Source organism: Micromonospora sp. NPDC005257, from assembly GCF_042872445.1.
GTDB lineage: Bacteria > Actinomycetota > Actinomycetes > Mycobacteriales > Micromonosporaceae > Micromonospora.
This window is the reverse complement of the sequence record NZ_JBIAKL010000015.1, coordinates 86409-111941: the sequence shown is the minus strand read 5'-3', so window position 1 is coordinate 111941 and position 25533 is coordinate 86409. Positions and strand designations below refer to the sequence as shown.

At 73.5% G+C, this 25533-nt stretch carries 24 protein-coding genes; 9 read left to right on the top strand and 15 right to left on the bottom strand.

What is annotated here, in order from left to right; translation table 11 throughout:
• Positions 1–2 precede the first annotated feature (2 nt).
• From ACFYO8_RS26740 to ACFYO8_RS26720, 5 genes are all read right to left on the bottom strand, one after another.
• Complete coding sequence (locus ACFYO8_RS26740; RefSeq protein WP_354873070.1) at positions 3–941, bottom strand: dihydrodipicolinate synthase family protein; 939 nt, start codon at positions 939–941, stop codon at positions 3–5.
• A complete protein-coding gene (locus tag ACFYO8_RS26735; RefSeq protein WP_354873068.1) occupies positions 938–2005 on the bottom strand; it encodes an ABC transporter ATP-binding protein in 1068 nt (355 codons plus the stop codon). Before ACFYO8_RS26735 ends, ACFYO8_RS26740 begins: the two co-directional genes overlap by 4 nt.
• Positions 2002–3960: a dipeptide/oligopeptide/nickel ABC transporter permease/ATP-binding protein gene (locus ACFYO8_RS26730; RefSeq protein ID WP_354873065.1), complete on the bottom strand. Its 1959-nt coding sequence runs from the start codon at positions 3958–3960 to the stop codon at positions 2002–2004. Before ACFYO8_RS26730 ends, ACFYO8_RS26735 begins: the two co-directional genes overlap by 4 nt.
• On the bottom strand, positions 3960–4916 hold the full coding sequence (locus tag ACFYO8_RS26725; protein ID WP_387257704.1) for an ABC transporter permease: 957 nt from the start codon (positions 4914–4916) through the stop codon (positions 3960–3962). Before ACFYO8_RS26725 ends, ACFYO8_RS26730 begins: the two co-directional genes overlap by 1 nt.
• 102 nt (positions 4917–5018) lie before the next feature.
• Entirely contained in the window at positions 5019–6644 is a 1626-nt protein-coding gene (locus ACFYO8_RS26720; protein ID WP_354873059.1) for an ABC transporter substrate-binding protein, read from the bottom strand.
• Positions 6645–6782: 138 nt separating this feature from the next.
• Here ACFYO8_RS26720 and ACFYO8_RS26715 point away from each other — a divergent pair, with 138 nt between their 5' ends.
• From ACFYO8_RS26715 to ACFYO8_RS26700, 4 genes are all read left to right on the top strand, one after another.
• The gene (locus tag ACFYO8_RS26715) at positions 6783–7514 is read left to right on the top strand and encodes an FCD domain-containing protein (protein WP_354873056.1); all 732 of its coding nucleotides are present in this window, start codon (positions 6783–6785) and stop codon (positions 7512–7514) included.
• 123 nt (positions 7515–7637) lie between these two features.
• The gene (locus ACFYO8_RS26710; protein WP_354873053.1) at positions 7638–8600 is read left to right on the top strand and encodes a hypothetical protein; all 963 of its coding nucleotides are present in this window, start codon (positions 7638–7640) and stop codon (positions 8598–8600) included.
• Between the two features lie 59 nt (positions 8601–8659).
• Complete coding sequence (locus ACFYO8_RS26705; RefSeq protein ID WP_354873051.1) at positions 8660–9154, top strand: hypothetical protein; 495 nt, start codon at positions 8660–8662, stop codon at positions 9152–9154.
• Between the two features lie 114 nt (positions 9155–9268).
• Entirely contained in the window at positions 9269–10267 is a 999-nt protein-coding gene (locus tag ACFYO8_RS26700) for a winged helix-turn-helix domain-containing protein (RefSeq protein ID WP_354873048.1), read from the top strand.
• A 193-nt stretch (positions 10268–10460) separates the two neighbouring features.
• Here ACFYO8_RS26700 and ACFYO8_RS26695 read toward each other — a convergent pair whose 3' ends face one another.
• The 7 genes from ACFYO8_RS26695 to ACFYO8_RS26665 are packed head-to-tail and all read right to left on the bottom strand — an operon-like array spanning position 10461 to position 18191.
• A complete protein-coding gene (locus ACFYO8_RS26695) occupies positions 10461–12050 on the bottom strand; it encodes an amidohydrolase (RefSeq protein ID WP_354873045.1) in 1590 nt (529 codons plus the stop codon).
• A gap of 29 nt (positions 12051–12079) precedes the next feature.
• On the bottom strand, positions 12080–12478 hold the full coding sequence (gene mnhG, locus ACFYO8_RS26690; protein ID WP_354873042.1) for a monovalent cation/H(+) antiporter subunit G: 399 nt from the start codon (positions 12476–12478) through the stop codon (positions 12080–12082).
• Positions 12475–12738: a monovalent cation/H+ antiporter complex subunit F gene (locus ACFYO8_RS26685; RefSeq protein WP_354873039.1), complete on the bottom strand. Its 264-nt coding sequence runs from the start codon at positions 12736–12738 to the stop codon at positions 12475–12477. The genes mnhG and ACFYO8_RS26685 overlap by 4 nt, the downstream gene beginning before the upstream one ends.
• Positions 12735–13337, bottom strand: a complete 603-nt coding sequence (locus ACFYO8_RS26680) for a Na+/H+ antiporter subunit E (protein WP_354873036.1) — start codon at positions 13335–13337, stop codon at positions 12735–12737. The genes ACFYO8_RS26685 and ACFYO8_RS26680 overlap by 4 nt, the downstream gene beginning before the upstream one ends.
• Positions 13334–14905, bottom strand: coding sequence for a Na+/H+ antiporter subunit D (locus tag ACFYO8_RS26675; RefSeq protein ID WP_354873033.1), 1572 nt, complete (start codon positions 14903–14905; stop codon positions 13334–13336). The genes ACFYO8_RS26680 and ACFYO8_RS26675 overlap by 4 nt, the downstream gene beginning before the upstream one ends.
• Positions 14902–15360 carry a Na(+)/H(+) antiporter subunit C gene (locus ACFYO8_RS26670; protein WP_354873030.1) on the bottom strand — a complete coding sequence of 153 codons (459 nt, stop codon included), beginning with the start codon at positions 15358–15360 and terminating at the stop codon, positions 14902–14904. The genes ACFYO8_RS26675 and ACFYO8_RS26670 overlap by 4 nt, the downstream gene beginning before the upstream one ends.
• A complete protein-coding gene (locus ACFYO8_RS26665) occupies positions 15357–18191 on the bottom strand; it encodes a Na+/H+ antiporter subunit A (protein WP_387189184.1) in 2835 nt (944 codons plus the stop codon). The genes ACFYO8_RS26670 and ACFYO8_RS26665 overlap by 4 nt, the downstream gene beginning before the upstream one ends.
• 182 nt (positions 18192–18373) lie before the next feature.
• On the opposite strand from ACFYO8_RS26665, the gene ACFYO8_RS26660 reads away from it, so the two are divergent.
• Entirely contained in the window at positions 18374–19333 is a 960-nt protein-coding gene (locus tag ACFYO8_RS26660) for a hypothetical protein (protein WP_354873025.1), read from the top strand.
• A 115-nt stretch (positions 19334–19448) separates the two neighbouring features.
• On the top strand, positions 19449–20675 hold the full coding sequence (locus ACFYO8_RS26655) for a helix-turn-helix domain-containing protein (protein WP_354873022.1): 1227 nt from the start codon (positions 19449–19451) through the stop codon (positions 20673–20675).
• Between the two features lie 7 nt (positions 20676–20682).
• Here the strand turns inward: ACFYO8_RS26655 and ACFYO8_RS26650 are convergent, their stop codons facing one another.
• Positions 20683–20913 (bottom strand): potassium transporter TrkA, encoded by a 231-nt coding sequence (locus tag ACFYO8_RS26650; RefSeq protein ID WP_354873019.1) that lies wholly within the window; start codon positions 20911–20913, stop codon positions 20683–20685.
• Between the two features lie 448 nt (positions 20914–21361).
• On the opposite strand from ACFYO8_RS26650, the gene ACFYO8_RS26645 reads away from it, so the two are divergent.
• The 3 genes from ACFYO8_RS26645 to ACFYO8_RS26635 are packed head-to-tail and all read left to right on the top strand — an operon-like array spanning position 21362 to position 23527.
• Entirely contained in the window at positions 21362–22207 is an 846-nt protein-coding gene (locus tag ACFYO8_RS26645; RefSeq protein ID WP_354873016.1) for a cell shape-determining protein MreB, read from the top strand.
• The gene (locus tag ACFYO8_RS26640) at positions 22204–22518 is read left to right on the top strand and encodes a TraR/DksA family transcriptional regulator (protein WP_354873014.1); all 315 of its coding nucleotides are present in this window, start codon (positions 22204–22206) and stop codon (positions 22516–22518) included. The genes ACFYO8_RS26645 and ACFYO8_RS26640 overlap by 4 nt, the downstream gene beginning before the upstream one ends.
• A 49-nt stretch (positions 22519–22567) precedes the next feature.
• Positions 22568–23527 carry an acyltransferase domain-containing protein gene (locus ACFYO8_RS26635; RefSeq protein WP_354873012.1) on the top strand — a complete coding sequence of 320 codons (960 nt, stop codon included), beginning with the start codon at positions 22568–22570 and terminating at the stop codon, positions 23525–23527.
• Here the strand turns inward: ACFYO8_RS26635 and ACFYO8_RS26630 are convergent.
• Complete coding sequence (locus tag ACFYO8_RS26630; RefSeq protein ID WP_354873009.1) at positions 23524–24081, bottom strand: adenylate kinase; 558 nt, start codon at positions 24079–24081, stop codon at positions 23524–23526. The genes ACFYO8_RS26635 and ACFYO8_RS26630 overlap by 4 nt on opposite strands.
• Before the next feature lie 49 nt (positions 24082–24130).
• Positions 24131–25354, bottom strand: coding sequence for a multidrug effflux MFS transporter (locus tag ACFYO8_RS26625; RefSeq protein WP_354873006.1), 1224 nt, complete (start codon positions 25352–25354; stop codon positions 24131–24133).
• Between the last annotated feature and the right edge of the window lie 179 nt (positions 25355–25533).

Genomic DNA, 25533 nt, shown 5'->3' with positions numbered 1-25533 from the left:
GGTCAGAGCAGCCCGGCCAGTTCCAGGTGGGTACGCACCCGGCCCGTCTCGACGGCGTCCAGCGGCCGCAGCGGCAGCGACACCGTGTTGCCGGCGATGACGCCGAGCAGGGACAGCGCGGTCTTGAACGCGCCGACGCCCCGCGTGGCGCCCGCCGAGGTGGCCGGGTCGGCCGCGTCGACGATGCGGAACAGCCGGGTCAGGCGGTCCTGCTCCCGGCGGGCGGCGGCCCAGTCGCCGGCCACGCAGGCGCGGTGCAGCCGCACGTACCCGGCCGGGTCCACGTTGCCCAGTCCGGGCACCGAGCCGGAGCCCCCCGCGAGCATCATCGCGTCGACCACGACCTCGTGGCCGGTGAGCAGGCTGAAGTCGCGCTCCGGCGCCTGCTCGGCGACGGCCAGCGCCAGCTGGCGGAAGGCGACGTCGTCGCCGCTGGAGTCCTTGACGCCCGCCAGCACGCCGTCGGCGGCGAGCCGGGTCAGCAGGTCGACGGAGAGCTTGCTGTGCACGCAGACCGGAATGTCGTACGCCAGCAGGGGAAGCTCGACCGCCGCGGCGACCGCGCGGAAGTGCCGCTCGATCTCGTGCGGGCCGACGATGGCGTAGAACGGCGCGGTCACGACCAGGCCGTCCGCGCCCAGCCGGGTGGACGCCTCGGCCCGCTCCACCACCCGGCGGGTGGTGGGTTCGATGCATCCGGCGATGACCGGCACGGCGCCGCCGGCGGTCTTCACGATCGTCTCCAGGGCCAGGTCCCGCTGCCGGTCGGTGAGGAAGACCGTCTCGCCGGAGCTGCCGAGGGCGAAGATGCCGTCGACGCCGGCGTCGAGCAGCCACTCGACCAGCCGTTCCAGGGAGCGGACGTCGACCTCCCCCTCCTCGGTCAGGGGCGTCACGGCCGGCGGCACGACTCCGGCGAACCGCGGGGCTGGGGTGGTCACAGGTTCTCCTCGACAGACTCAGATGTGGTGCGGCCGGTCGCCGAGGTGGCGAACGCGACCAGTTCGGTGTCGGCGGTTCCGGCGGGCACCGGGTGGTGGCAGCGGAACTCGTGGCCCGCGCCCTCGGCGGGGCGCGGCGCGGGCATGTCCACGGCGCAGCCGTCGGTGGCGGCCCAGCAGCGGGTCCGGAACGGGCAGCCGCTCGGCGGACGGGTGGCCGACGGGACCGGGCCGACGAGCGGGATCGGCTCGATCGGGGAGAGCAGGCCCGGCGTGGCCGAGAACAACGCCCGGGTGTACGGGTGCCGGCCGCCCTCGGGCAGCAGGTCGGCGGGGGTCTGCTCGACGATCCGGCCGAGGTACATGGTGATGACCCGGTCGCTGACCCGCTTGACGGTCTGGATGTCGTGCGACACCAGCACCATGGCCAGCCCGAGCCGGTCCTTGAGGTCCAGCAGCAGGTTGAGGATCTGGGCCCGCACCGACACGTCGAGCGCGCTGGTCGGCTCGTCGGCGATGACCAGCCCGGGTTCCAGGGCCAGCGCGCGGGCGATGGACACCCGCTGGCGCTGGCCGCCGGAGAGCTGGCTGGGCAGCACGTCGGCGACCGAGCGGGGCAGGCCCACCAGGGCCATCAGCTCGGACACCCGCTGCTCGCGCTGCTGCCGGGTGCCCCGGCGGTGCACGTCGAGCGGATCGCGGAGGATGTCGCGTACCGGCATGCGACGGTTCAGCGACGTGGCCGGGTCCTGGAAGATCATGCCGACGCCGGCACCGATGTGCTCGCGCCGCTCGGCGGCGCTCATCGACCATACGTCCTTGCCGGCGAAGGAGACGGTGCCGCTGGTCGGCCGTTGCAGGCCGACGAGCACCTTCGCCAGCGTGGACTTGCCGCAGCCGGACTCGCCCACGATGCCGACCGTCTCGCCGGCCCGGATCACCAGGTCGGCGCCGGTGAGCGCGTAGACCCTCTCCCGGCTGAACATGCCGCCGCCGCGCGCGGCGTGCACCACGTGCACGTCGCTCAGCTCGGCGATCGGCCGGTGCTCGGCGGTGGCGCTCATCGGGCCGGCTCCTTCTCGCTGGCGGTCACGGCGGGGTGGTGGCAGGCGTACCCGTGGCCGTCCGTGCCCTCCAGGGCGGGCGCGGTGTCGCGGCAGACCTCGGTCGCCATCGGACAGCGGTCGGAGAACCGGCAGCCCTTCGGGAAGTCGGCGGGTGACGGGACCACGCCACGGATCTGGGTGAGTCGTTGCGCCCCGGTCTCCAGCGACAGGACGGAACCGAGCAGCCCGCGGGCGTAGTGGTGGGCGGGCGCCTCCAGCACGTCGGCGGTCACGCCGGTCTCCACGATCTGGCCGCCGTACATCACCACGACCCGGTCGCAGACGTCGCTGACCAGGGCGAGGTCGTGGCTGACCAGGATGAGCGCGAAGCCCAGCCGCTCGCGCAGGTCGAGCAGCAGCTTCATCACCTGGGCCTGCACCGTGACGTCGAGCGCTGTGGTCGGCTCGTCGGCGATGATCAGTTTCGGGTCGCGGGACAGCGCCATGGCGATCACCACTCGCTGGCGCTGGCCGCCGGACAGCTCGTGCGGGTACGCGGCGAGCGTGCGCCGCGGGTCCAGCCCGACCAGCCGCATCAGTTCCTCGGCCGAGCGGGTGCCGCCGCGCCGGATCATCTGGGCGAGCTGGGCGCCGACGCGGAGCGCCGGGTTCAGCGCCGACAGCGCGTCCTGGTAGACCATGGCGATCTCGCGCCCCATCAGGGCCCGGCGGCCCTTGGCGTTCAGCTTCAGCAGGTCCGTTTCCTGGAAGCGGATCTCGCCGCGCACCCGGGCGCCCTGCGGCAGCAGGCCCATCACTGCCAGGACGCTGAGCGACTTGCCCGAGCCGGACTCCCCCACCAGGCCGACGACCTCGCCGGGGCGGACGTCGAAGGAGAGGCCGTCGACGATGTCCACGCCGCGGTGGCGGCCCGCGAAGCCGATGGACAGGTCGCTGACCTGAAGGACGGGCTTGCCCTGCGGCAGCGGGCGGGCTCGTTCGCGCAGCCGCCGCGCCGCCTCGGCGAGACCGGGGAGCTCGATCACCTCACCGGTTCCGGGCTTCGCCTGCTCCAGCGCGTCACCGCTGGTGGTGGACGTGGCGCGGCGCGCGGCCGGGGCGGCCCACGCGTCGGACATGCCCTCGGAGAGCACGTTGAGCGCCAGCACCGTGAGCAGGATCAGCAGGCCGGGGAAGAACGTGGCCCACCAGCCGCCGATCTGCACCATCTCCTTGCCGAACGCGATCACCGAGCCCCACGAGGAGGCGGCCTCCTGCGGGGCGAGGCCGCCGCCGATAAAGGACAGCGACGCCTCGAAGACGATCGCGTCGGCGACCATGACGGTGACGAAGACCAGGATCGGGGCGGCGCAGTTGCGCAGGACGTGCCGCCAGAGGATGTGCGGTCGCCGGGCGCCGATGATGCGCTCGGCGGCCACGTAGTCCTCGCCGTACTGGGACAGCACGTTGGCGCGGACGATGCGCGCGACCGACGGGGTGAACACGAAGCCGATCGCGATCACGAGGACCAGCAGGCTGTTCTTGCCGAACGAGATGATCAGCAGCGCGGAGAGCACGATCGCCGGGAACGCCATGACCACGTCGAGGCACCGCATGATGACCTCGTCGACGGCGGTGCGGCTGCTTCCGGCGACGGCGCCGAGGATCGCGCCGAGCACCAGCGCGATGCCCGCCGCGCCGAAGCCGACGATCAGCGAGCGGCGGGTGCCGGCGACCAGCCGGGAGAAGACGTCGCGGCCGAGCTTGTCCAGGCCGAACCAGAAGTCGCCGTTCGGGCCGGTCAGCGCCGGCCCGAGCCCGCTCTGGGTGGGGTCGTGGCGCAGCAGCAGCGGGGCGAGCACGCCGACCACGACGATGAGCGCGACGAAACCGAGCGCGAACCGGGCCGCGAGACCGAGCCGGGCGAAGGCCATGCCGGGGCGGGACAGCCGCGTGGCGAGGGAGCGGCGCATCAGTGGCCTCCGCGCAGTCGGGGGTTGGCGAAGAGGTAGAGGATGTCGACGACCAGGTTCACCAGCACGAAGCCGAGCGCGATGGTCAGGACGGTGCCCTGGGCGAGCGCTGTGTCGTTCTGCTGGACGGCGCTCATGATCTGGGTGCCCATGCCGGGCAGCGAGAAGATGGCCTCGATGACCACCGTGCCGCCGATCAGGTAGCCGATCCGCAGGCCGAGCGCGGTGAGCGGGTTGACCAGGGCGTTACGCAGCACGTTGCGCCCGATCGCCACGCGCGGCGGCAGTCCGGCGCCGATAGCGGTGCGGACGTAGTCCTTGTCGAGTTCCTCGACCATCGACGTGCGGACGATGCGGGCCAGCGAGCAGCCGACCGGCACGGCAAGCGCCAGCGCGGGCAAGGCCAGCGACTGCAGCCAGAGGCCGACCGAGTCGGCGGGGTTGACGTACCCGCCGGTCGGGAAGATCGGGCGGCGGACCGAGAACTCCTGGATGAACAGCAGGGCCAGCCAGAACGAGGGCGTGGCGATGCCGGCCATGGAGACGATCCGGATGACCTGGTCGGGCCAGCGGTCCCGGTACAGGGCGGCCGGGATGCCGAGGGACAGCGCGATGACCAGCGCGCCGATGACACCGAGCGCGGTGAGCTGAATGGTCAGCGGCAGCGCCATGGCGATCTTCTCGGCGACCGGGACCGACGGCGGGAACGTCACGCCGAGGTCGCCGCGCACGAGGTCGCCGAGGAAGTGCAGGTAGCGCAGCGGCAGCGGATCGTTGAGGCCGTTGGCGGCGCGGAACGCCTCGACCTGCGCCGGCGTGGCCTGGTCGCCGAGGACGGACAACGCCGGGTCGATCGGGGAGAACTGCATGATCACGAAGACGAAGAGCGTGATGCCCAGCACCAGGGGGATCAGCGTCAGGAATCGTCGTGCGACCAGGTTCAGGACGGTCAGCATGGATTCTCTTTCTCGTGGCGGGGGCGCCGGGACGCCCGCCCGGCCGCACGGGTCACGTGGGCCGGGCGGGACGTCTGCGGGGCCGGAACCCCGCGCGTGGGCTCAGCCGTTCCGGCCGGTGCCCAGGAAGTACAGGCCGGTGGTGGAGGCGCCGGAGAAACCGTCCACCTTGGCCGGGTCGTACGCGGTGACGACCTTGGTGTGCAGGATCGGGTAGAGCGGCACCTGGTCCGCCGCCATGTCCAGGGCCTGCTTCCACAGCGCCTTGCGGACCGCCTCGTCGGAGGTCTGCGCGGCCTTGTCCAGCAGGTCGCCCATGGCCTTGCGGTCGGCGTCGCTCCAGCGGTAACGCTGGCCCGGCCAGGTCTCGCCGTAGTAGTACCAGCGCATCAGCAGGTCGGTGTCGACGCCGAAGACACTCGGGTCACCGGTGGCCATGAGCACCCGGAAGGTGTCCTTGGGGACGATGTCGCCGTAGATGGCCGACGACGGCACGGTGTTCAGTGTGGCGTTGACGCCGATCTTCTTCCACTGCTCGATGACCAGCGGGGCGACGTCCTTGACCACCGAGCTGTCGGTGGTGTCGAGCCGGAACGACAGGTTGGTGACGCCGGCCTCCTGGAGCAGGGCCTTGGCCTTGTCCGGGTTGTAGTCGTAGACGGTGGCGGCCTTCTGGTACGCCTTGTTGCCCTCGTCGAGGTAGCTGGTCGCCGGGCTGCCGTAGCCGTTGAGCGCGGTCTTGATGACCGCCTCCTTGTCGATGGCGTAGTGCAGGGCCTGGCGCACCCGCTTGTCGCTGAACGGCGCGGCGGAGTTGTTGAACATGAGGAAGACCTGGTTGAAGGCCTGCTTCACGTCGATCGTGTACTTGTCCTTGAGCGAGTCGACGTTCAGGTACGGCACCGCCTCGATGGCCTGCACCCGGCCGCCCTGCAGGTCCGACACGCGGGCCGACGCCTCGGTGGTGGTGTTCCACGTCATCGTCTCGACCTTGGCGGCGCGCGGGCCGTTGTAGTTCGCGTTCCTGCTCAGCTTGACGCCGGATTCCTTGGACGCGCTGTCCACCTTGAACGGGCCGGAGCCGATCGGCGCGGTGTCGAACGCCTTGGCCGCCGCCGCGTCACCGGTCTTCGCCTTGGGGACGATCTTGATAACCGCGATCCGCTCGCTGAACAGGGCGAACGGGTACTTCAGCGTGAACTCGACGGTGGTGGCGTCCTTGGCGGTGACGGTGTCCAGGAACGACACGAAGCCCTGCATCAGCGGCGGCGCCTTCGGGTCCGCGGGCTTGAGCACGCGGGTGAAGGACCACGCCACGTCCTCGGCGGTGACCGGGGTGCCGTCGGAGAACTTCGCCCCGTCGCGCAGCGTCACGGTGTAGGTCCGGCCGTCGGCCCCGGGGGTCGGGTCGCTCTTGGCCAGGGCGTTGTAGGGTTCCCGCGTGATCGGGTCGAGGTCGACGAGGCCCTCGAAGACGTGCTGGTTGACGGCGGTCGCCACGGCGGAGGAGGCGTTGCCGGGGTCGAACCCGCTGGAGAGCGTGAAGGCCAGCGTGGCCTCGATCGACGTGCCCCCCTTTCCGTTGCCCACGGCGTTTGTCGAGGCGGGACCGCCGCTGCAGGCCGCCAGCGCGATCGAGAGGCTCGCCGCGATGGAGGCGACGGCCAGGGGGCGGGCGCGACCTCGCAGGGCGGGCCGGCTCCTCGACGGCTTACCGGTGGTGCTCACGTAGCTGCCTCCATAGGCTCTTCATGCGCTCGCGTGCCCGCTCGCGCTGGGGGATGTGAAGCATAAGGTGTATGACGTCTGACGTCTGATGCCGGTAGGGTGAGAGTGACAGATTTGGGAACGAAGGGCAAGGGGCAGATGACGACCATTGACGCCAGTCCGCTACGCGGCACCGAGCGGCCCAGCCCTCGCCGGCAGGAGGTCGCCACCAGGATCAAGGAGTACATCCTGCGCAACCGCCTCAAGCCGGGAAACCTCCTGCCCACCGAGACGGAACTGTGCGAGGCGGTCGGCGCCAGCCGGTCCAGCGTCCGCGAGGCCGTCAAGATCCTCTCCGCGCTCGACATCGTCGAGGTGCGCCACGGCCACGGCACGTTCGTCGGCCGCATGTCCCTCAACGCCCTGGTGGAGAGCCTGACGTTCCGCGGCCTGCTCAGCGGCGAGGACGACCACCACGTGCTGGGCCAGGTCGTCGACGTCCGCCAGACGCTGGAGCAGGGCCTGGCCGCCACCGTCATCGACGCGCTGGACGAGCAGCACCGGTCGGAGCTGTCCGCGCTCGCCGACGAGATGCACAGCCGGGCCGCCCGGGGCGAGGACTTCCTCGATGTCGACCGCGCGTTCCACCTGAAGCTGATGGAACCCCTCGGCAACGATCTGCTGGTCCAGCTGACCGAGGCGTTCTGGCAGGTGCAGGCCATCGTCGCGCCCACCCTGCAGACCGAGCCGGAGGACCGGGTGATCACCGCCCAGCGGCACCAGGCGATCGTCGCCGCCCTCACCGCCGCCGACGCGGCGGCGCTGCGCTCGGCCGTCGCCGAGCACTACGCGCCCATCCGGGCGAGCATCGCCCGCGCCGCGCAGCCCTGATCCGCCGTACGCCGGGACCTGTCGTTCGAGCCTGATCGAAGGTCTCTGTCCCGGGGCACGCACCGTGCCGAAGCTGTCTTCTGACGGGCGCATCGGGCGCCCCGGACGGCCGAGGTGCATGTCATGGCGGTGGTGTCGCGCCGAGCGCGGGCATGGTGGTACGCCGTCGCGGTCCCCGCCGCCCTCGCGGCGGCGGCGGCCGGGGCACTGAGCGCGCGGCCGGACATCGCGCCGCCGTCCCAGCGTCACCGCGCGCCCGCGGCGAGTGCCGCCGCCGAGCCGGTCCCGCCCGCCACCGCCACGGCCGCCGAAGTGCTGTACGCCGCCACGCAGGTGCTGATCCGCGACTGCATGCAGCGGCGCGGGTTCCGCTACTGGCCGGTCCCCCGGCAGCCGGTGCCGGAGCTGCGCGAGTTCCCGTACGTCCTGGACGACGTGCCCTACGCGCGCCGGCACGGATACGGCGGCGCCCTGGAACGCCGCCTCCAAGAGGCGATGGCGGCCGACCCGAACGCGCGGTACGTCCGGGACCTGCCCCCGGAACGCGGCGCCGCCGCCGTGCGCGCGGTCAACGGTGACCCCGGCGAGCCCGACGCCCTGCGCGCGACGCTGCCGGCCGGCGGGGTGGTACGCCGCAGCAGTCACAGCTGCACGTCCGAGGCGGAGCGGCAGCTCTATCGCGACCTGCCCGGCTGGTATCGCGTCACCAGGATCACTGACAACCTCGCGGGACTGCGCGTCGGCCGGGTGCTGGCCGACCCCCGCTACGCCGACGGCGTGCGGGCGTGGCGGCGGTGCATGCGCGCCGCCGGACACGACGTCGCCGACCCGGCATCGGCCCGCGCGTCGGCGCCGGAGCCGACGTCCGGCTCCGGCACATCCGGCTCCGTCACGCCCGGCGAGATCAGGCTGGCGGTGGCGGAGGCCACCTGCGCCACGCGCACCGGGCTCGGCCGGCTCGCCCGGCGACTCGACGCCGAGCACCGGCGGGCCATCGACGGGCGGTTCCACACCGAGGTCGCCGAACGGCTCCGTCTGGAGGCCGCCGCGCTGCCGCTGGCCCGTGCCGTGCTGGCCGCCGGCTGACCCACCCCACGACGTCCGTGGCGGCCCGCCACGGAAGGACCCAACCGGAGGGAAACACCATGAGAGCAGTACGGTCCGTGCTGGCCACAGTGGTCGCGGCGGCAGTCGCGCTGGCCTTCACCGCCACCGCCGCCCAGGCCGCGCCCCGGCCGACCCCGCACGCGGACACGGCGCAGCGCGCCGCCGCGGGCAGCGGGTACCTGTACGTCAGCCAGGACGCCGGCTGGGCGGGCCGGTGGTGCTGGTGGTACAACGCCGACAACAACTGGGACACCATCAACACGGCGGAGAACGCCAACTGCGACAACAACAACCGGGCCAGCATGCGCAACCTGGCGTCGTCGGCGTGGAACGACTCGAACAGCGGCCGGCCGGTCGCCCTCTACATCCACACCGACTACACCGGCGCGTACGCCTGTCTCGGTGCCGGCGACGCGTGGGACAACCTCACCGGGGTCTGGTTCACCTGGGGCTCCAACCGCGACGGCTACATGGCGAACGCCAACGACAACATCGCGTCCCACCGGTGGCGGTCGACCTGCAGCGCGGGCTGAGACACCCGGGGGCGGCAGCCGCACGGCTGCCGCCCCACCGCCGTCATTCAGTGACTTATGTCAATGTCAGGGACAAGACTGAGCGCGGTGGCGGGCGCGGGAACACTGTGCGTCATGGGGACGCTACGCATCCACTTCACGGCCGGGGACCTCAGCCGCACCCGGCTGGCGGCCCGGCCGGATCCACTGTGGGAGATCATCTGCAGCCTGCACCGCCTCCAGACCCGGGCCGGTTACGCGGGTTACGCCCACTGGCACCGGCAGGTGCGCCCCGACCTGGAACGAACCGGCCTCGTCCCGGTCGTCCGGGAGCGGTTGCTACCGATCGCGCCGCTCAAGCGGTACTTCCCGGACTTCCTCACCCCCGGCCCGGTCACCGACCCCGACGAGGCAATCGACCGGGTGCTCGACACCCCGACCCGGCGGATCCGCACCGAACTGGGGCGGATGGTGACACCCGTCGACAGCCCCTGGCTGGTCGACCTGGCCGCCGGCCGGCCCGCCGCCCGGCACGGCCTCGGTGACGCGCTGCGCGCCTACTTCCGGGTCGCTCTCGCTCCGCACTGGGCGCAGATCACCTCCGCCGTCTCCGGCGACCGGGCCCTGCGCGGGGCCTGGATCCTCGACGACGGCGCCGGCCGGATCCTCGACGACCTGAGCCCAGAGACCTCCTGGGACCCGCCCGTGCTGTCCGTGCACGGCTACCCGGAGGACCGGGACATGCGTCTCGACGGCCGGGGGATCACGCTGATCCCGTCGTACTTCTGCTGGCACGCGCCGATCACGCTGGCCGATCCGGAGCTGCCGCCGACGCTTGTCTATCCGGCATGCCGGCAACGAGCGGAACCGACGCCGCCAACCGGCCCGCAACGCCGGCTCGGCCCGCTGCTCGGCCACACCCGGGTGGCGGTCCTGCGCGCCGCCGCCGGCGGCGCCACCACCGGCGAGCTGGCCCGGCGTGCCCGCATCTCGCCGGCCACCACCAGCCATCACACCACCATCCTGCGCGAGGCCGGCCTGATCGTCAGCCAGCGGCACGGCAACCTGGTGCTGCACCGGCTCACCGCGATGGGCGAGGCACTGCTCGGCGAGGCGCCCGGGCGCGACCACTGACGCCCCGAGCCGCACCGGGACGTCGACCGGAACCGATCCTTGACGGGCCGGGACGGATCCGCCTGACGTGCAGACATCGGACGTCAGGTGGGCGACACCGGCGGCATCTACTTCGCCCGGTTCAGCCTCGACTGGGTCAAGGGCGCCTGAGCGCCGGGTCCCGCCCGGACAGCGGCGTCCGGGCGGGACCCGGTCAGCGCTGCCAGCGGACCACGCCGCCGACCACTGTCAGCACCACTGTGAGGTCCCGCAGCCGCTCCGCCTCCACCCGGTACGGGTCGGTGGGCAGCACGATGAAGTCGGCGAGCATGCCCGGACGCAGCCGGCCCTTCAGGTGCTCCTCGTAGGAGGCGTACGCGCCGGCCCCGGTGAAGCAGCGCAGCGCGGCGTCCAGGTCGAGCCGCTCGTGCGGGTCGACGCCGCCGGGCGGGGTGCCGTCGGGCTGCTGCCGGGTCACCGCCGCGTGGATGCCGAAGAACGGGTCGGGGTCCTCCACCGGGGCGTCCGACCCGAACGCCACAGTGGCGCCGGCGTCGAGCAGGCTGCGCCAGGCGTACGAGGCCAGGCCCCGGCCGGCGAGCATCCGGGTGGTGAGCGGGATGTCGCTGGTGCAGTGGGTGGGCTGCATCGAGGCGATCACCCGGTGACGGGCGAGCAGCGGCACGTCCTCGGGCAGCAGGTGCTGGGTGTGCTCGATCCGGTGCCGCAGCCGGGCCACCGCGGGTTCCGCCGACTCGCGCCAGCGCGCGTACGCCCGCAGCACCATCCGGTTCGCCGCGTCGCCGATCGCGTGCGCCGCCACCGCGATCCCGGCCCCGGCGGCGGTCGCCACCAGGCGCGCGAACTCCTCGGCCGGGGTGACCGCGATGCCGTGGTTGCCGGGCTCGCCGTCGTACGGCTCGGTCATCAGGCAGGTGTGCGAGCCGAGCGCGCCGTCGGTGAAGATCTTCACCGGGCCGGTGCTCAGCCACCGGTCCCCGTCCCCGGTGGCCCAGCCGCGCTCGATCGCCTCGTCCAGCGCCGTGGCCGGGATCGTCTTGTGCACCCGCAGCGGCAGCTCACCCCGCGCGTACAGCGTCTCGTAGGCGGCGCGGGCGTCCTGCCCGTCCAGGTCGTGGATGCTGGTCAGCCCGGCGGCGAGCAGCCGGGGCAGGTAGGTCCGCAACTGCGTGACCAGGTCACCGGCGTGCGGGGAGCGCACCACCGCGTACGCCGCGTCCGCCGCCGCCTCGCGCAGGATGCCGGTCGGCTCGCCGTGCTCGTCGCGCGCGATCTGCCCGCCCGGCGGGTCGGGGACGGCGGCGTCGATGCCGAGCCGGGCCAGGGCCGTGCTGTTCACCCAGATGGTGTGGCCGTCGATGCTGGGCAGCGCCGCCGGGCGGTCCGGGCAGACCCGGTCCAGGTCGGTACGGTCCGGCTGCACCGGCCGGGTCCATCTGTTGCTGTCCCACCCGCCGCCGAGCAGCCAGGCGTCCGGCGGCAGCGTGGCGCCGTGTCCCGCGATCCGGGTCAGCGCCTCGTCGAGGCTCGCCGTGCCCCGCAGGTCCACCTGGTCCAGCCCGCGCACGTAGGACGCCGCGTGGATGTGGCTGTCGATCAGGCCGGGCAGCACGGCCATCCCGCCGAGGTCGACCCGCCGCGCCGCCCCGCCGGCCCGGTCCCGGCACTCCGCGAGGTCGCCGACGGCGACGATCCGCTCGCCGCGGACCAGCATCGCCTCGGCGTACGGGCGGGCCGGGTCGAGGGTGTGGATGCGGGCGTTCTCGTAGACCGTGCCGCTCATGGGCTCCCCTGTTCCGGCGCTCGCGATCGTCAGGACGTACGGGCCGGCGACGTGTCCTGCGGCTCACCGGCCCGGTCGGCGCGGATGCGTTCGATGTGGTCGGCCAGCTCGTCGGTGATCAGCAGGTCCCGCCGGATGTCGTCGTGCGGGTACGCGGCCCGCCCGACCATGTGCGCGGCGACCGGGGCGGTGGCGAGCTGGAACAGGCCGACCAGCACCAGCGTGGTGATGTCCACCCCGGTACGCAGCCGCAGCGCGCAGCCGAGCAGCACCAGCAGCAGTCCGAGCACCTGCGGCTTGGCCGCGGCGTGCATCCGCGACAGCACGTCCGGGAAGCGGACCAGCGCGATGCCGGCGGCGAGGCAGAGCAGCGCGCCCGCGATCAGGCAGACACCGGCGACGGTGTCCAGGACCGTGTCGAGGCTCATTTCGGGTTCCTCCGCGCGGCGAAGCGGGCGACGCTCACCGAGCCGACGAAACCGACCAGGGCCAGGACCACGAGCACCGGCAGCGCGGTGGCGTCCCGGCTGTAGGCCGCCTCGGTCGCGATGGCCGCGACCGCGACGGCGAGCAGCACGTCGGTGGCGACGGCCCGGTCGAGGATCGACGGGCCGCGGATGATGCGGACCAGGGTGAGCCCACCGGCCGCGACGAGCAACAGGGTGACGATCACGGCGACGACTGTCACGTCGGCGCTCCTTCCAGGTCGACCGACCCGAGGGGGGCGGTGGGTGCGGATCGACGGACCAGCTCCAGCTCCTCGGGCGAGCCGACGGCCGCCACGATGCGCTGCTCCAGTTCCAGCACGCTCTGGCGGAAGCGCTCCACCTCGTCGCGGCTGCGGATGCCGATGACGTGCACGTAGAGCGTGCCCGTGCTCCGGTCGGCCTCCACGATCAGGCTGCCCGGCACCAGCGACAGGGCTTCAGCGTTGAGGGTCAGGTTGAGGTCGGTGTTCACCCGCAGCGGCACCCCGATGATCGCCGACTGGGGGTGGTTGGACCGGACGGCCAGCCACGCGATCTGCGCGGACGCCACGACCAGGTCGCGCAGGAAGCGCGCCAGGAACCTCAGCAGCGGCACCGGCCGGATCCGGCCGGCGAACGTCACCGGTGGCAGCGGGAACACCACGAGCAGCACTGCGGCGACGACCAGTCCGCTTATCACGTTCGCCCAGCTGAAGGTGCCCCACAGCAGCACCCAGACGGTGACCAGACCGGTCACGGCGATCGCCCGGTTGCGCCAGCGGTCACGGGCGGTCAGCGGCGCTTTCGGCTGACGGATCACGGCGGTCCCTCCGGGAACACGGCCTCCACGTACGGGGCACGGCGCAACAGGTCGTCGGCGGCGTCGGTGCTGATGTCGAACAGCGGCCCGGCCACCACGGTCAGCGCCAGACCGAGCACCACCAGGGCGGCGGTCGACACGGTCATCAACCGGGGCAGCACGGCGCCGGCCGGGGAGCCGCCCTCGTGTGGCTGCTCGGCGCCCTCGGTCCGGGCCGCCCGGTCGGCGTCGTCGGGCCCCGGCATGTCCGGGTGCGGGGCCCGCCAGAACGCCAGGTTCCACACCCGGGCGATGGCGTAGAGGGTGAGCAGGCTGGTCAACAGCCCACCGGCGACGAGCGCCCAGGCCAGGACCCCGCCGTCGTCCACGCCGGCCTGCACGAGACCGAGCTTGCCGAGGAACCCGGAGAACGGTGGGATGCCGGCCAGGTTGAGGGCGGGCACGAAGAACAGCAGCGCCAGCATCGGCGACAACCGGGCCAGCCCGCCGAGGCGGTCCAGCGCGGTGCTGCCCCCGCGCCGTTCGACCAGGCCGGCGGCGAGGAACAGCGTGGTCTGGATGGTGATGTGGTGCACCACGTAGAAGATCGCCGCGGACAGGCCGAGCGGGGTGGTCAGGCCGACCCCGAACAGCATGTAGCCGATGTGGCTGACCAGCGTGAACGACAGCAGCCGTTTGATGTCGGACTGGGCCACCGCGCCCAGGATGCCGACCACCATGGTCAACGCCGCTATCACCATGAGCAGGTCGGCGGTGCGGCCGCCGGGGAACAGCAGCGTCTCGGTACGGATGATCGCGTACACGCCGACCTTGGTGAGCAGACCGGCGAAGACCGCGGTGACCGGAGCGGGCGCGGTCGGGTAGCTGTCCGGCAGCCACGCCGACAGCGGGAACACCGCCGCCTTGATCCCGAACGCGAGCAACAGCATGCCCTGCAGGACCAGGCGCAGGTCGTCGGGGAGCGCGTCCAGGCGGTCGGCGAGCTGGGCCAGGTTCAGCGTGCCGGTGGCGGAGTAGACCAGGCCGATCGCCACCAGGAAGATCAGCGACGACAGCAGGCTGACCACGACGTACGTGGTGCCGGCCCGGATCCGCGTCTCCGTGCTGCCCAGCGTCAGCAGCACGTAGCTGGCCACCAGCAGGATCTCGAAGCCGACGTAGAGGTTGAACAGGTCGCCGGAGAGGAACGCGTTGCACACGCCGGCGGTCAGCACGAGGTAGGTCGGGTGGTAGACCGACAGCGGCGTCTCCTCGTTGCCGTCGGCCATGCCCTGCCCGATGGAGTAGACGAGCACGCACAACGTCACCGAGGCGGAGACCACGAGCATCAGCGCGGCGAGCTGGTCGGCGACGAGCACGATGCCCATCGGCGCGGCCCAGCCGCCCACCTCCACCACGAGCGGGCCGTCCAGCGACGAGCGGACCAGCAGCAGCGCCGCGACCGCGACGGTGGCGGCGAGCACCACGATGCTGACCCACCGCTGGATGCGGGCCCGGCGGGCGAGCAGCAGGGTGAGGGCCGCGCCGAGCAGCGGCATCACCACCGGCAGCGGGACGAGCCAGGTCATCGGCCCCCCTCCGCCTCGGCGGCGGCCAGGACCCGCGCCTCGGGACTGCCGTCGGCGATGTCGGCGTCCGCGGTGCCGGGGCCCTCGTCCCGGTCGGCCAGCTCCATGATGCGGCGGTCCTCGACGTCGTCCTGCACCTCGTCGTGGCCGTTGAGGTGCCAGCTGCGGTAGGCCAGGGCGAGCAGGAAGGCGGTCATGCCGAGCGTGATGACGATCGCGGTCAGCACCATCGCCTGGGGCAGCGGGTCGGACATGTCCTCCTCGGCGGAGGTGCCGACGATCGGCGGGCCGCCCGCCCGGCCGCCGGTGAGCAGCAGCAGGTTCGCGCCGTTGCCGAGCAGGATGACCCCCATGAGGACGCGGGTGAGGCTGCGTTCCAGCAGCAGCGTGACCCCGGTGGCGAACAGGACGCCGATCACCAGGATGTAGACCAGGTTGGGGATGTTCGGGCTCACACCAGCTCCTCTTCCCGTACGCCGGCCGGTTCGTTCTCCTGCTCGTCGTCCTCCTCCTGGCGGTCCATCTCGGCGCCCAGGCTGCGCAGGATGTCCAGCACCAGGCCGACCACGATGAGGAAGACGCCGACGTCGAAGAACACGGACGTGACGAAGTGGACGTGGCCCAGCAGCGGCAGGTGGAAGTCGAGCGTCGCGCTCTGCAGGAACTCGCCGCCCAGCAGCATCGCGGCGACGCCGGTGCCGACCGCGACGAACAGTCCCGCGCCGAGCACGAACCCGGCGTCCACCGGCGCGGCGCCGTTGAGTTCGGTACGCCCGCCCGCCAGGTATCGCACCGCGAGACCGAGGCCGGCGACCAGCCCGGCGGCGAACCCGCCACCCGGTGCGTTGTGGCCGGAGAAGAGCAGGTAGATGGCGAACAGCAGGATGGCGTGGAAGAGCAGCCGGGTGACGACCTGGAGGATCACCGACTGCTGCCGGGAGGTCGCGCCGGTGGTGAGCCAGCGCGGACGCGACGACTGCTGCCGGCCGGCGCCGGGGATGCCGCTGCGCAGGTCCAGCGCGCGGGTGCCGCGGAAGATCAGGCTGGCCACGCCGGTGGCGGCCACCACCAGCACCGCGATCTCGCCCATCGTGTCCCAGGCGCGGATGTCGACGAGCGTCACGTTCACCACGTTCTTGCCGCCGCCGTAGGACACCGCCTCGTCCGGGAAGTCGGCCGAGATCGGCGTGGCCGTCCGGCTGCCCGCCGCGACGTACGCCATGCCGGCGGTGACCAGGCCGACGGCCACGCCGAGCGCGACGCGGAACCGCCGGGTGGCGCGGATCGGGCGGGCCGAGAACCGGCGCGGCAGGCGGCGCAGCACCAGCACGAACATCACGATCGTGACGGTCTCCACCAGGAACTGGGTGAGCGCCAGGTCCGGCGCGCCGTGCAGGATGAACAGCAGCGCCGTGCCGTAGCCGGTCACCCCGACCAGGATCATCGCGGTGAGCCGGCGGCGAGCGCGGGCGGCCACCAGCGCGGCGACGACGACCACTGCGCCCGCGACGGCCTGCAACGGCGTGTCCCACAGCTGGAACTTCTGCACCCAGGGCACGCCGGCCAGCAGCGCGCCGCCCGGCATGATCACCAGCACCAGCAGGATCACGCCGAGGTAGAACGGCAGGGAGCCGCGCTGGGTGGCGCCGGTCAGCTCCACCGCCGCGCGGTCGACGGCGCTCGCCAGCCGGTCGTAGCCGGTGGCGCCGTCGAAGGGCAGCCGGGCCAGGTACGGACGGCGGCGGTGCAGCAGCAGGAACAGCGCGACGCCGCCGGTGACGGCGAGCGCCGACAGGCCGAGGGCGGGCGTCAGCCCGTGCCAGAGCGCCAGGTGGTAGCCGGGGTCGGCGGTCGGGAACTGGTCGGCGTACGGGGCGAGCACCCGGTCCACCGCCGGGGCGCCGATGCCGACCGCGAGGCCGGCCAGGGCGAGCACCGCCGCCGGGCCGATGAAGGCGGGCTCGATCCGGTGCGGCCGGGTCTCCGCCACGCCGGGCTTGGCGGCGAACGCGCCCCAGAGGAAGCGCAGCGTGTACGCCACGGTCAGCGCCGAGCCGACGACCACCCCGGCGAGCACCAGCAGCTCGACGGTCCCGCCGTGCAGGAACGCCTCCAGCGCGGCCTCCTTGGCCACGAAGCCGAACAGCGGCGGCAGGCCCGCCATGGAGGCGGCGGCGAGGCCGGCGACGGCCGCCAGCACCGGTGCCCGGCGGCCCAGGCCGCTCAGTTCGCGCAGGTCACGGGTGCCGGTGACGTGGTCGACGACGCCGACGACGAGGAAGAGGGTGGCTTTGAACAGGGCGTGCGCCAGCAGCATCGCGGCGCCGGCCAGCGCGGTGTCGCGGGTGCCCGCGCCGAGGATCACCATGAGCAGGCCGAGCTGGCTCACGGTGCCGTACGCCAGCAGCAGCTTGAGGTCGACCTGCCGCAGCGCCGTCCACCCGCCGAGGAACAACGTGATCAGGCCGCCGCCGAGCAGCACCGCGCGCCACACGGTGGCCTGGCCGACCGCCGGGCCCATCAGCGCGGCCAGGAACACACCCGCTTTGACCATGGCGGCGGCGTGCAGGTAGGCGCTGACCGGCGTGGGCGCGGCCATCGCGCGCGGCAGCCAGAAGCTGAACGGGAAGATCGCCGACTTGCTGGTCACGCCCAGCAGGACGAGCACCAGCGCGACGGTGAGGTAACCGCCCTCGGGCAGGTTCCCGGAGATCTCGGACCACCGGTACGAGCCGGCGTGCTGGCCCAGCATCACGAACCCGGCGAGCATCGCCAGGCCGCCGAGCGTGGTCACGAGCAGCGCCTGCATCGCGGCCCGCCGGCTCTCCCGCTTGGTCGGATCGCTGCCGATCAGCAGGTACGAGAAGACGGTGGTCAGTTCCCAGAACACGTAGAGCAGCAGCAGGTCGTCGGAGACCACCAGGCCGAGCATCGCGCCGGCGAACGCGACGAACACCGCGGCGAAGCGGCCGAGGCTGGGATCGTCCGGGTCGAAGTAGCGCGCGCTGTAGACCAGCACGAGCGCGCCGACGCCGCCGACGAGCAGCACCAGCAGCCAGGACAGCGTGCCCATCCGCAGCGCGAGGTCCAGCCCGAGCTGCGGCACCCAGGTGACCGTCTCGACCACCGGCCGGCCCGAGCGGACCGCCTCGGTCCGGGTCAGCGCCCAGACCAGCGCCGCCGCCGGGACGGCGGCCAGCAGGTAGAGCGCACGTCTACCGAGGAGGCGTACCAGCACGGGGGCGGTCACGGCTGCGAACGCATGGACCGCCACCAGAACCAGCACACACACTCCTCAAGATCGACCTGCGGTACGTCAACCCTAACTGGCCAGGCCGGAAGACGGTATGTCGAGAGAATCACGCGAACGTGTCGTGTCAGCTCCGCTCTGCTTCGGGTAAGGAGTGGAATTTGGTCTGCCCGGTACGCCGGTCGGCGTCCGGCGGACACCCCGATAGGGTGGTCGGCGTGCTGCCGATCCGAGCCGCCCTGGCGGGCACCACCGGGAACGCGATGCTGATGGGCGTCGCCGAGGTCAGCACGCCGCTGGGCTGGGTGCTCCTACCGGGCCTGCTCGGCGTCTCGGCCCGGCCCCGGGTGGCGGCGCTGGTGTCGGCGTGGGCGGGAGTGCTGGTCGTGCTGTCGGTCGTCGTGCCGGTGATCCCCGGCCACCGCAGCGATCCGCAGGCTCTGCTCGCCTCGGCGGTCAGCCTGGCCGCGGTGCCGGCCCTGGCCTGGGCCCGCCGCCGGACGCGGACCGCGACCGTGGCGCGCGCCGCCGGGCCGCCGGACGTCGCGGTGTTCACCGTGCCGGCCGGTCCGGGAAGCGCCGCGCTGGCGATCTGCGGCACACCGGGGGAGATCGGCGCCGCCGTTCCGCTGCGCGGCGGCGGCCTGCTCGCCCTGATCGGCACGATCACCGGCGCGGCACTGGACACCCCCGCCGGGCGCCGCGCCGTCGAGCAGACCTTCCGCCGCCACGCCCGGCCGGGACGCACGCTGCCGGACCTCGCCGGCGTGCTCGACCGGGCGGTACGCGATCTCGCCCCGGCGGGCCACCTGCGCGCCACGATCGTGCGGGTGGACCGGTCCGGCGCGGTGGAGGCGGTGCGCTGCGGCTCCCCCGATCTGATCACCGTCGCCGGTGACCGGGGCGCATTCGTTGCGGGGCCGGCCGGTCCGGCGCTCGGCGCCACCGCCCCCGGCGGGGACCCGATGCCGGCGCCGGTCGAGGGCCACCGGATCGCCGTCCTCGGCGCCGCGTACGCCGACGCGCACCGCCAGCACTGGGTGCGCGTACCTGATCAGGTGGCCGCCGCCGACGACGACCCGGCGGTCGCGGCGCGGCGGCTGACCCGGGGTCCCCGGGGTGAGCGGCGGATCGGCCCGGCGCTGGTGATCGACCCCGGCCCGCAGTCGCGGTCATGACGGCGGGCGCGCCCGCCCTCGAACGGGCCGGTCACGCCCGCCGCCGCCGGACCCGCGGCCTACGCTGGGCGCGGTGGGCCGGCCTCCGGCGCGGGCCCCGCACGGAGGAATCGCGATGACCGACAGCGTCCGCCGGCCGGGTCCGGTCGCGGCCGGCGAGGACGAGCAGTGGCTGGCCGCGGTGGCCCGCGAGGCGGGCGCCGACGCCGGTGGCGTGCCGGTGGAGCTGCTCGGTGACTACCTGCGGCTGCTGACCGACGCGGCGGTGACCGGCCGCCGTCCGCGCCGCGCCGAACTCGACGCGGTCGGCGCGCTGGGCCGGCGCGCGGCCGAGCAGGGGATCTCGGCCGGCCGCGCGGTCCGCCTCTACCTGTCCGCGGCGCGGCGCGTCTGGCGGCAGCTGCCGCACCTGGACCGGTCCGACGACAGCGAGGCGGTCCGCGCCGCCGCCGACGCCGTCCTGCACGTGGTCGACACGGCGGTGGCCACGCTCGCCGAGGGGTACGCGGTGGCCCGCCGGGAACTCGTCCGGCGCGAGGAGTCGCTGCGCCGGGAACTCGTCGACGACCTGCTGCGCGGCGACTCCGACCTGGGCGGGCTGGTGGAGCGGGCCGAGCCGTTCGGCCTGGACCTGGCCCGGGTGCACCAGGTCGCGCTCGCCGCGCCCGGCCGCCGGCTGCCGGACACGGAGGAGGCGATCAGCGCGCTGGAGCGGGTCATCTTCGACCGGCTCGGTGACCGGGACGTGCTGGTGGCGACCAAGGAGGGTCTGCTCGTGGTGATCGCCCCGGCGGACCCGGTGACCGCCGACCGGGGCCGCGACGCCGGCCCGACCGCGAACCTGGGCACGTTGATGCACGGCGAGCTGGACCGCCTGGTGCGGGGCCGGCCGTGGCAGGTGGCGGTGGGCCGCCCGCACCCCGGCGTCTACGGCATCGCCCGCTCGTACGAGGAGGCCCGGGAGGCGCTGACCACGGCACGCCGCCTGCGCAGCGAGGCGTCCGTGATCGACGCGCACGACCTGCTGATCTACCGGGTGCTGCTGCGTGACCAGCCCGCCATGGTCGACCTGGTCCGGGCGGTGCTGACGCCGCTGGCCCAGGCGCGCGGCGGCGCCGAGCCGCTGCTGGACACGCTCAACGAGTACTTCGCGTGCGGCGAGGTCGCCACCGAGGCCGCCCGCCGGCTGCACGTGTCGGTGCGCACCGTCACCTACCGGCTGGCCCGGATCCGGGCGTTGAGCGGCTACGACCCCGCCGACGGGCGGGACCGGTTCACGCTGCACGCCGCCGTGCTCGGGGCGCGAGGGCTGGACTGGCCCCGCCGGCCGCTGCCGGCATAGGGCCGGGTCATACCGGTACGGCGACCAGCTCCGGGAAGCCCAGCAGGTTGGCCAGGGCCGAAGCCTCGTCGCGGGTGAGGGTCAGCGTGACCATGCGGTCCGGGTCGTCCGGGTCGTCGTGGACGACGTCGCGCCGGCCGCCCACCTGGTAGTCGATCACCCCGATGCGACGGCCCTCCTCGGTGACCAGCGTGTGCCGGACCCCGATGCCGGGAAGGGTCATACGTTCGATGATCACGGGACCTCCTTCGGACACGGTCGCCGCGCCCGCCGGAACCGGTCGGCGCTAGGGCGACGCGGAAGACGTTCGAGCTGAGCTCGCGTTCTCCATGTGTCAACCATAGCCAGGGGGACGGGGGATCCGGGTTCCGGCGACCGGCAATCATCGCGCTTGTTGTTGGCCGGTGGCGTGCAGTGCCGCGCGTGGCGTTCCCGGCGACGCTGGAGGTCCGATGCGGTACCCGAGCAGCGAGGAGGTGGTGAGCATGACCCGCACGTCGATGGGGGCTCCACCACCGGCGTTCGCCGTTCTCGTCGCGTCCCGACCTGCGAGGGGCGACCAGAAGCGCGTCTGAGCCCTCGGCCACCGGCGTCGTCGAGTGGATCCGACGCCCGCGGCCCCGGCCCCGCCCCTTCCCCGCACCGTCCGCCGCCCGGTTGGGCACCCTGATCCGAGAGAGGTCGGTATGCCGCACCCTGTCACAGCCATTCGCCCGCCGGCCCGTACCGGCATGCTGATCGGCCGTTCCCACGGCAGCCGCCCGCCGCTGACCGTCGACGCGGCGCCGATCGCCGTCGACCTCGGCAGCAGCCTGCTGCGGATCTGGCTCGGTCCGGGCCGGACGCTGAGCGTCCCGGTCGGGCACGGCCTGCGCAGCCCGGTCGTCCGGCGCGGCCGGATCGTCGACGGTCCGGCCTGCGTCACCGAGCTGCGCCGGATCCTGCGCGACCACCGCACCCCGGTCCCGGTCGGCGCGCTGGTCGTGGCCTGCCGTCCGGTGCTCGCTGTGCCGGCCGAGCAGGAGGCGACGCGCCGGGTGCTGACCGCCGTGCTGGCCCCGTCCCGGCTGCTGTTCCTCGACAGCGTCCGGGCGGGCGCCATCGGCGCCGGCGCCGCCGCCGGCAGGCTGCTGGTCGCCGACATCGGCGCCCAGCTCACCGAGGTGGCGCTGCTGGAGGACGGGCGGGTGGTCGCCGCCCGGCGGGCCGACGTCGGCACCCGGGACCTGAACCACGCGACGACCGCCGTCATGCTCGCCGACACCACCGCCCGGCTGGTACGCGAGCTGCGTCAGGACGCCGCCCTGCGGCCCCTGGTCCGCGCCGCGCTGGCCCGTGGCCCGGTCGTCATCGGCGACGGCGCCACCCGGCCCGACGTGACCGCCCGCCTGGTGGCCACGCTCGACGCGACGGTCCACCGCGCCGCGTCACCCCGTACCGCGGCGCTGACCGGCGCCGGCATGGCCGCCATCTCGGCCCTGCGCCACCCGCACAACACCGAGCGCCGCCCGGAAAGGAGCGCCACATCATGACGCACGCCCTGAACGACCGCACCGACACGCTGCGCGAACTGCTCGACCGGCAGTTCGGCGAGTACACCGACCAGCTCACCGAGCTGACGCTGCACACGCGGCAGCCCGACCACGGTGGCCACGACCCGGACACGCTACGCCGGCTGATCGAGGTCGCACGCCAGGGCGTCGCGGACAGCGCACAGGCGCTCAAGCGGATGTCCGATGGCACGTACGGCATCTGCGAGCGCTGCGGGCAGGACATCCCGACCGCCCGCCTGGAGATCCTGCCCTCGGCCCGCTTCTGCGTGCCGTGCCAGCAACGGCGCTGAGCACCGCACGGGGCTGTCCGAGCGGGCACCGGCCGGTAGCGTCGTCGCCATGGATGTCGACGACGTCGCCGGCCGGCTCGGCGTGCTCGCCGAGGAGATCGACCGGGTGCGCCGGCTCGCCGGCGACCTGCCCTCCGCACCGCTGCCCGCCCGGGTGGACGCGCCCGCGCTGCTGGACCGGCTCGCGGTCCGTCCCGACGACGCCGCCGAGATCCTGGCGGGCTGGCCGGAGCCCGGATCGCCACTGTGGACGCCGGAGCTGCGCTGGCTGCTCGACCGCTCGACCGCACTGGTCCGCGCCGACCTCGGCGGCTTCGCCTGGCTGCCACCGGGCCCGGCGCTGCCCCGCGAGCGGGGCCCGGCCTGGCGGCACCTGTACGCCTACGCGTACCTCGCACTGGTCGACGTCGTCCGGGCCTACCACAGCGACCACGGCGTTTCCGACGAGGTGTCCTGGACGACGCTCGCCGACCTGGGCAGGAACCTCACCGTCGATCGGCGGATGAACGGTGAGGGCTGGCCGGTCATGCAGTGCTGGCTGACGCTGCACGCGCGCGGCGGCCTCTACGAGATGGGCCGGCTCCAGCACCAGCGCGGCGACGCCGAGGCGATCGACCTGCACATCCCGGACTCGGGACCGCTGACCCCGGAGGCGGTCGACGCGTCGCTTTCGCGGGCCCGGGGGTTCTTTCCGCGCCACTTCCCCGACGAGCGCTACACCGCCTTCGCCTGCGGCTCCTGGCTGCTCGACCCGCAACTGCGCGAATATCTGCCGGAGGACTCCAACATCGTCCGCTTCCAGCAGCGGTTCACCCTGGAGCCCTACCAGGAGCAGCCCGGGCTGGACGGCGACGTCGAGGTGCTGCGGTTCGTGTTCCGCACCCTGAACACGCCACTGGACCGGCTGCCGCGCCGCACCGCGCTGCAACGCGCGGTGATCGACCACCTGCGGGCCGGCCGCCACTGGCAGTGGCGCCGGGGCCGCTTCCCGATGTCTCCCCGGCACTAGGCGCCGGCCCGCGGCGCGTGCGGTCCTGTCGGCGCTCCCCGGGCCAGCCAGCCGTCGAGGGCGCCCGGGTCGTCGAACAGCAGCACCGGCGGCCCGGACGGGTCGGCCTGCCAGGCCCGCATCCGCCGCCGCGCCCGGCCGAACCCGGTCAGGTGCCACACCAGCACCGAGTCCCGGGACAGCACGCTGCGCAGCGTCTCCCGGTTGCCGTTGCAGATCAGTTCACCGCCGGCCAGCCGCCGCAGCGTCCGCCGCACCAGCCGCCGGAACGAGACCCCACGCGGATAGTCCAGGCCGATCACCAGGTCGGCGCGACCGAGGACCACGTCCCGCCACCCGTGGTACGCGCCGTCGAGAATCCACCTGTCGCCCCGGCAGATCGCCTCGATCCGGCGTCGCTGCTCGGCCACCGGCACCTCGACCCAGCCGGGCTCCCACAGCAGGTCGTCGACCGGAAACCAGGGCAGGCCGAACCGCTGCGCCAGATGCGCGGCGAGCGTCGACTTGCCGGAGCCGTGGATCCCCTCGACCAGGATGCGGGCCGGGGCGCTCATGGCAGCAGCGTAGGCACTACGCGCACCCGGCGCGATCCGGGCGGCCCGGTCAGTGCGCGACAGCCACCGTCGGCGCCGCCTCCAGTCCGGCGAGCCGGGACGGCCGGACGACGACCAGCAGCACCACCAACGCCGCCACCATTCCGCCGGCCACCACCAGGGCCATCGCCACCGCGCCGGTGCCGAGCACACCCACCAGCGGCGCCGCCACCGCGCCCACGCCGAACTGCACGGCACCGAGCAGGGCGGACGCCGTGCCGGCCGCCTCGCCGTGGCGGGACAGGGCCAGCGCCGGGGCGTTCGGCATGGCCAGGCCCGCCGCCGCCAGCACCAGCCACAGCGACCCCAGCAGGGCGGGCAGCCCGCCGAAGCCGGTCGCGGCGAACACCACCAGGGCGAGCCCGGCCACCGTGCCCGCCACCAGTGAGGTCAGCAGGATCCACTGCGACGGATAGCGGCGCAGCAGCCGCACGTTGTACTGGGTGGCGCCGATCAGGCCCACCGCGCCCGCGCCGAACGCCAGGCCGAACTGCTGCTCGTCGAGCCCGTACCCGTCCTGCAGCACGAACGACGACCCCGCGACGTACGCGAACAGCGCCGCCATGGCCAGCCCGGCGACCAGCACCAGACCGACGAAGACCCGGTCCCGCAGCAGCCCGCCGTACGTCATCACGGTCGCGACGACTCCACCGCGTTGGCGGCGCTCGGGCGGCAGCGTCTCGGGCAGGGCGGTCGTGGCCAGCACCACGAGCAGCACCCCGAAGACGGCCAGGACCACGAAGACGCCACGCCAGTCCGTCCACCGCAGCACGCCGCCGCCGAGCGTCGGGGCGAGGACCGGCGCGGCGCCCATCACCAGCAGCAGCCGGGACAGCATGGTGGCGAACGCCGTCCCGCTGAACAGGTCACGCACCACCGCCATCGCCACCACGGCCGTCGCGGCCACACCGAGACCCTGTACGACGCGCAGGACGCCGAGGACGGCGATGTTCGGGGCGACGACGCACAGCGCCGACGCCACGATGTGCAGCAGGAGGCCGGCGATCAGCGGGCGGCGCCGCCCGACCGCGTCCGACAGCGGGCCGATCAGCAACTGCCCGACGGCCAGCCCGGCGAGCGTGCCGGTGAGCGTCAACTGGACCGCCGCCGACGTGGTCGCGAAGTCCGTGACGATGGCGGGCAGCGCGGGCAGGTACATGTCGATCGTCAGCGGACCCACAGCGATCAGCGAGCCGAGGACCAGCACGAGCTTGAGCCGCTGGCGGCGGCTCATCAGGTCGCCCGGTGTGGACGTCGGGGTGGCATCGGTCGTCTGGGGGATCTCCGCCCGGTCGGCTTGCGCCCGGGCGGAAGAGGGTGCGGCACTCACATCCTGATTCAAATGCGCCTCCGGTGATCACATTCCCGCCTCGACGATAGGTAACGCAGGTCACGCCGTCGCCGGCACCGCCG

Coding starts and splice junctions, on each gene's coding strand:
- ACFYO8_RS26735 (WP_354873068.1), bottom strand. CDS start 2,005: ATGAGCGCCACCGCCGAGCACCGGCCGATCGCCGAGCTGAGCGACGTG.
- ACFYO8_RS26730 (WP_354873065.1), bottom strand. CDS start 3,960: ATGCGCCGCTCCCTCGCCACGCGGCTGTCCCGCCCCGGCATGGCCTTC.
- ACFYO8_RS26725 (WP_387257704.1), bottom strand. CDS start 4,916: ATGCTGACCGTCCTGAACCTGGTCGCACGACGATTCCTGACGCTGATC.
- ACFYO8_RS26715 (WP_354873056.1), top strand. CDS start 6,783: ATGACGACCATTGACGCCAGTCCGCTACGCGGCACCGAGCGGCCCAGC.
- ACFYO8_RS26710 (WP_354873053.1), top strand. CDS start 7,638: ATGGCGGTGGTGTCGCGCCGAGCGCGGGCATGGTGGTACGCCGTCGCG.
- ACFYO8_RS26705 (WP_354873051.1), top strand. CDS start 8,660: ATGAGAGCAGTACGGTCCGTGCTGGCCACAGTGGTCGCGGCGGCAGTC.
- ACFYO8_RS26700 (WP_354873048.1), top strand. CDS start 9,269: ATGGGGACGCTACGCATCCACTTCACGGCCGGGGACCTCAGCCGCACC.
- ACFYO8_RS26695 (WP_354873045.1), bottom strand. CDS start 12,050: ATGAGCGGCACGGTCTACGAGAACGCCCGCATCCACACCCTCGACCCG.
- mnhG (WP_354873042.1), bottom strand. CDS start 12,478: ATGAGCCTCGACACGGTCCTGGACACCGTCGCCGGTGTCTGCCTGATC.
- ACFYO8_RS26675 (WP_354873033.1), bottom strand. CDS start 14,905: ATGACCTGGCTCGTCCCGCTGCCGGTGGTGATGCCGCTGCTCGGCGCG.
- ACFYO8_RS26655 (WP_354873022.1), top strand. CDS start 19,449: ATGACCGACAGCGTCCGCCGGCCGGGTCCGGTCGCGGCCGGCGAGGAC.
- ACFYO8_RS26645 (WP_354873016.1), top strand. CDS start 21,362: ATGCCGCACCCTGTCACAGCCATTCGCCCGCCGGCCCGTACCGGCATG.
- ACFYO8_RS26640 (WP_354873014.1), top strand. CDS start 22,204: ATGACGCACGCCCTGAACGACCGCACCGACACGCTGCGCGAACTGCTC.
- ACFYO8_RS26635 (WP_354873012.1), top strand. CDS start 22,568: ATGGATGTCGACGACGTCGCCGGCCGGCTCGGCGTGCTCGCCGAGGAG.
- ACFYO8_RS26630 (WP_354873009.1), bottom strand. CDS start 24,081: ATGAGCGCCCCGGCCCGCATCCTGGTCGAGGGGATCCACGGCTCCGGC.
- ACFYO8_RS26625 (WP_354873006.1), bottom strand. CDS start 25,354: ATGAGCCGCCGCCAGCGGCTCAAGCTCGTGCTGGTCCTCGGCTCGCTG.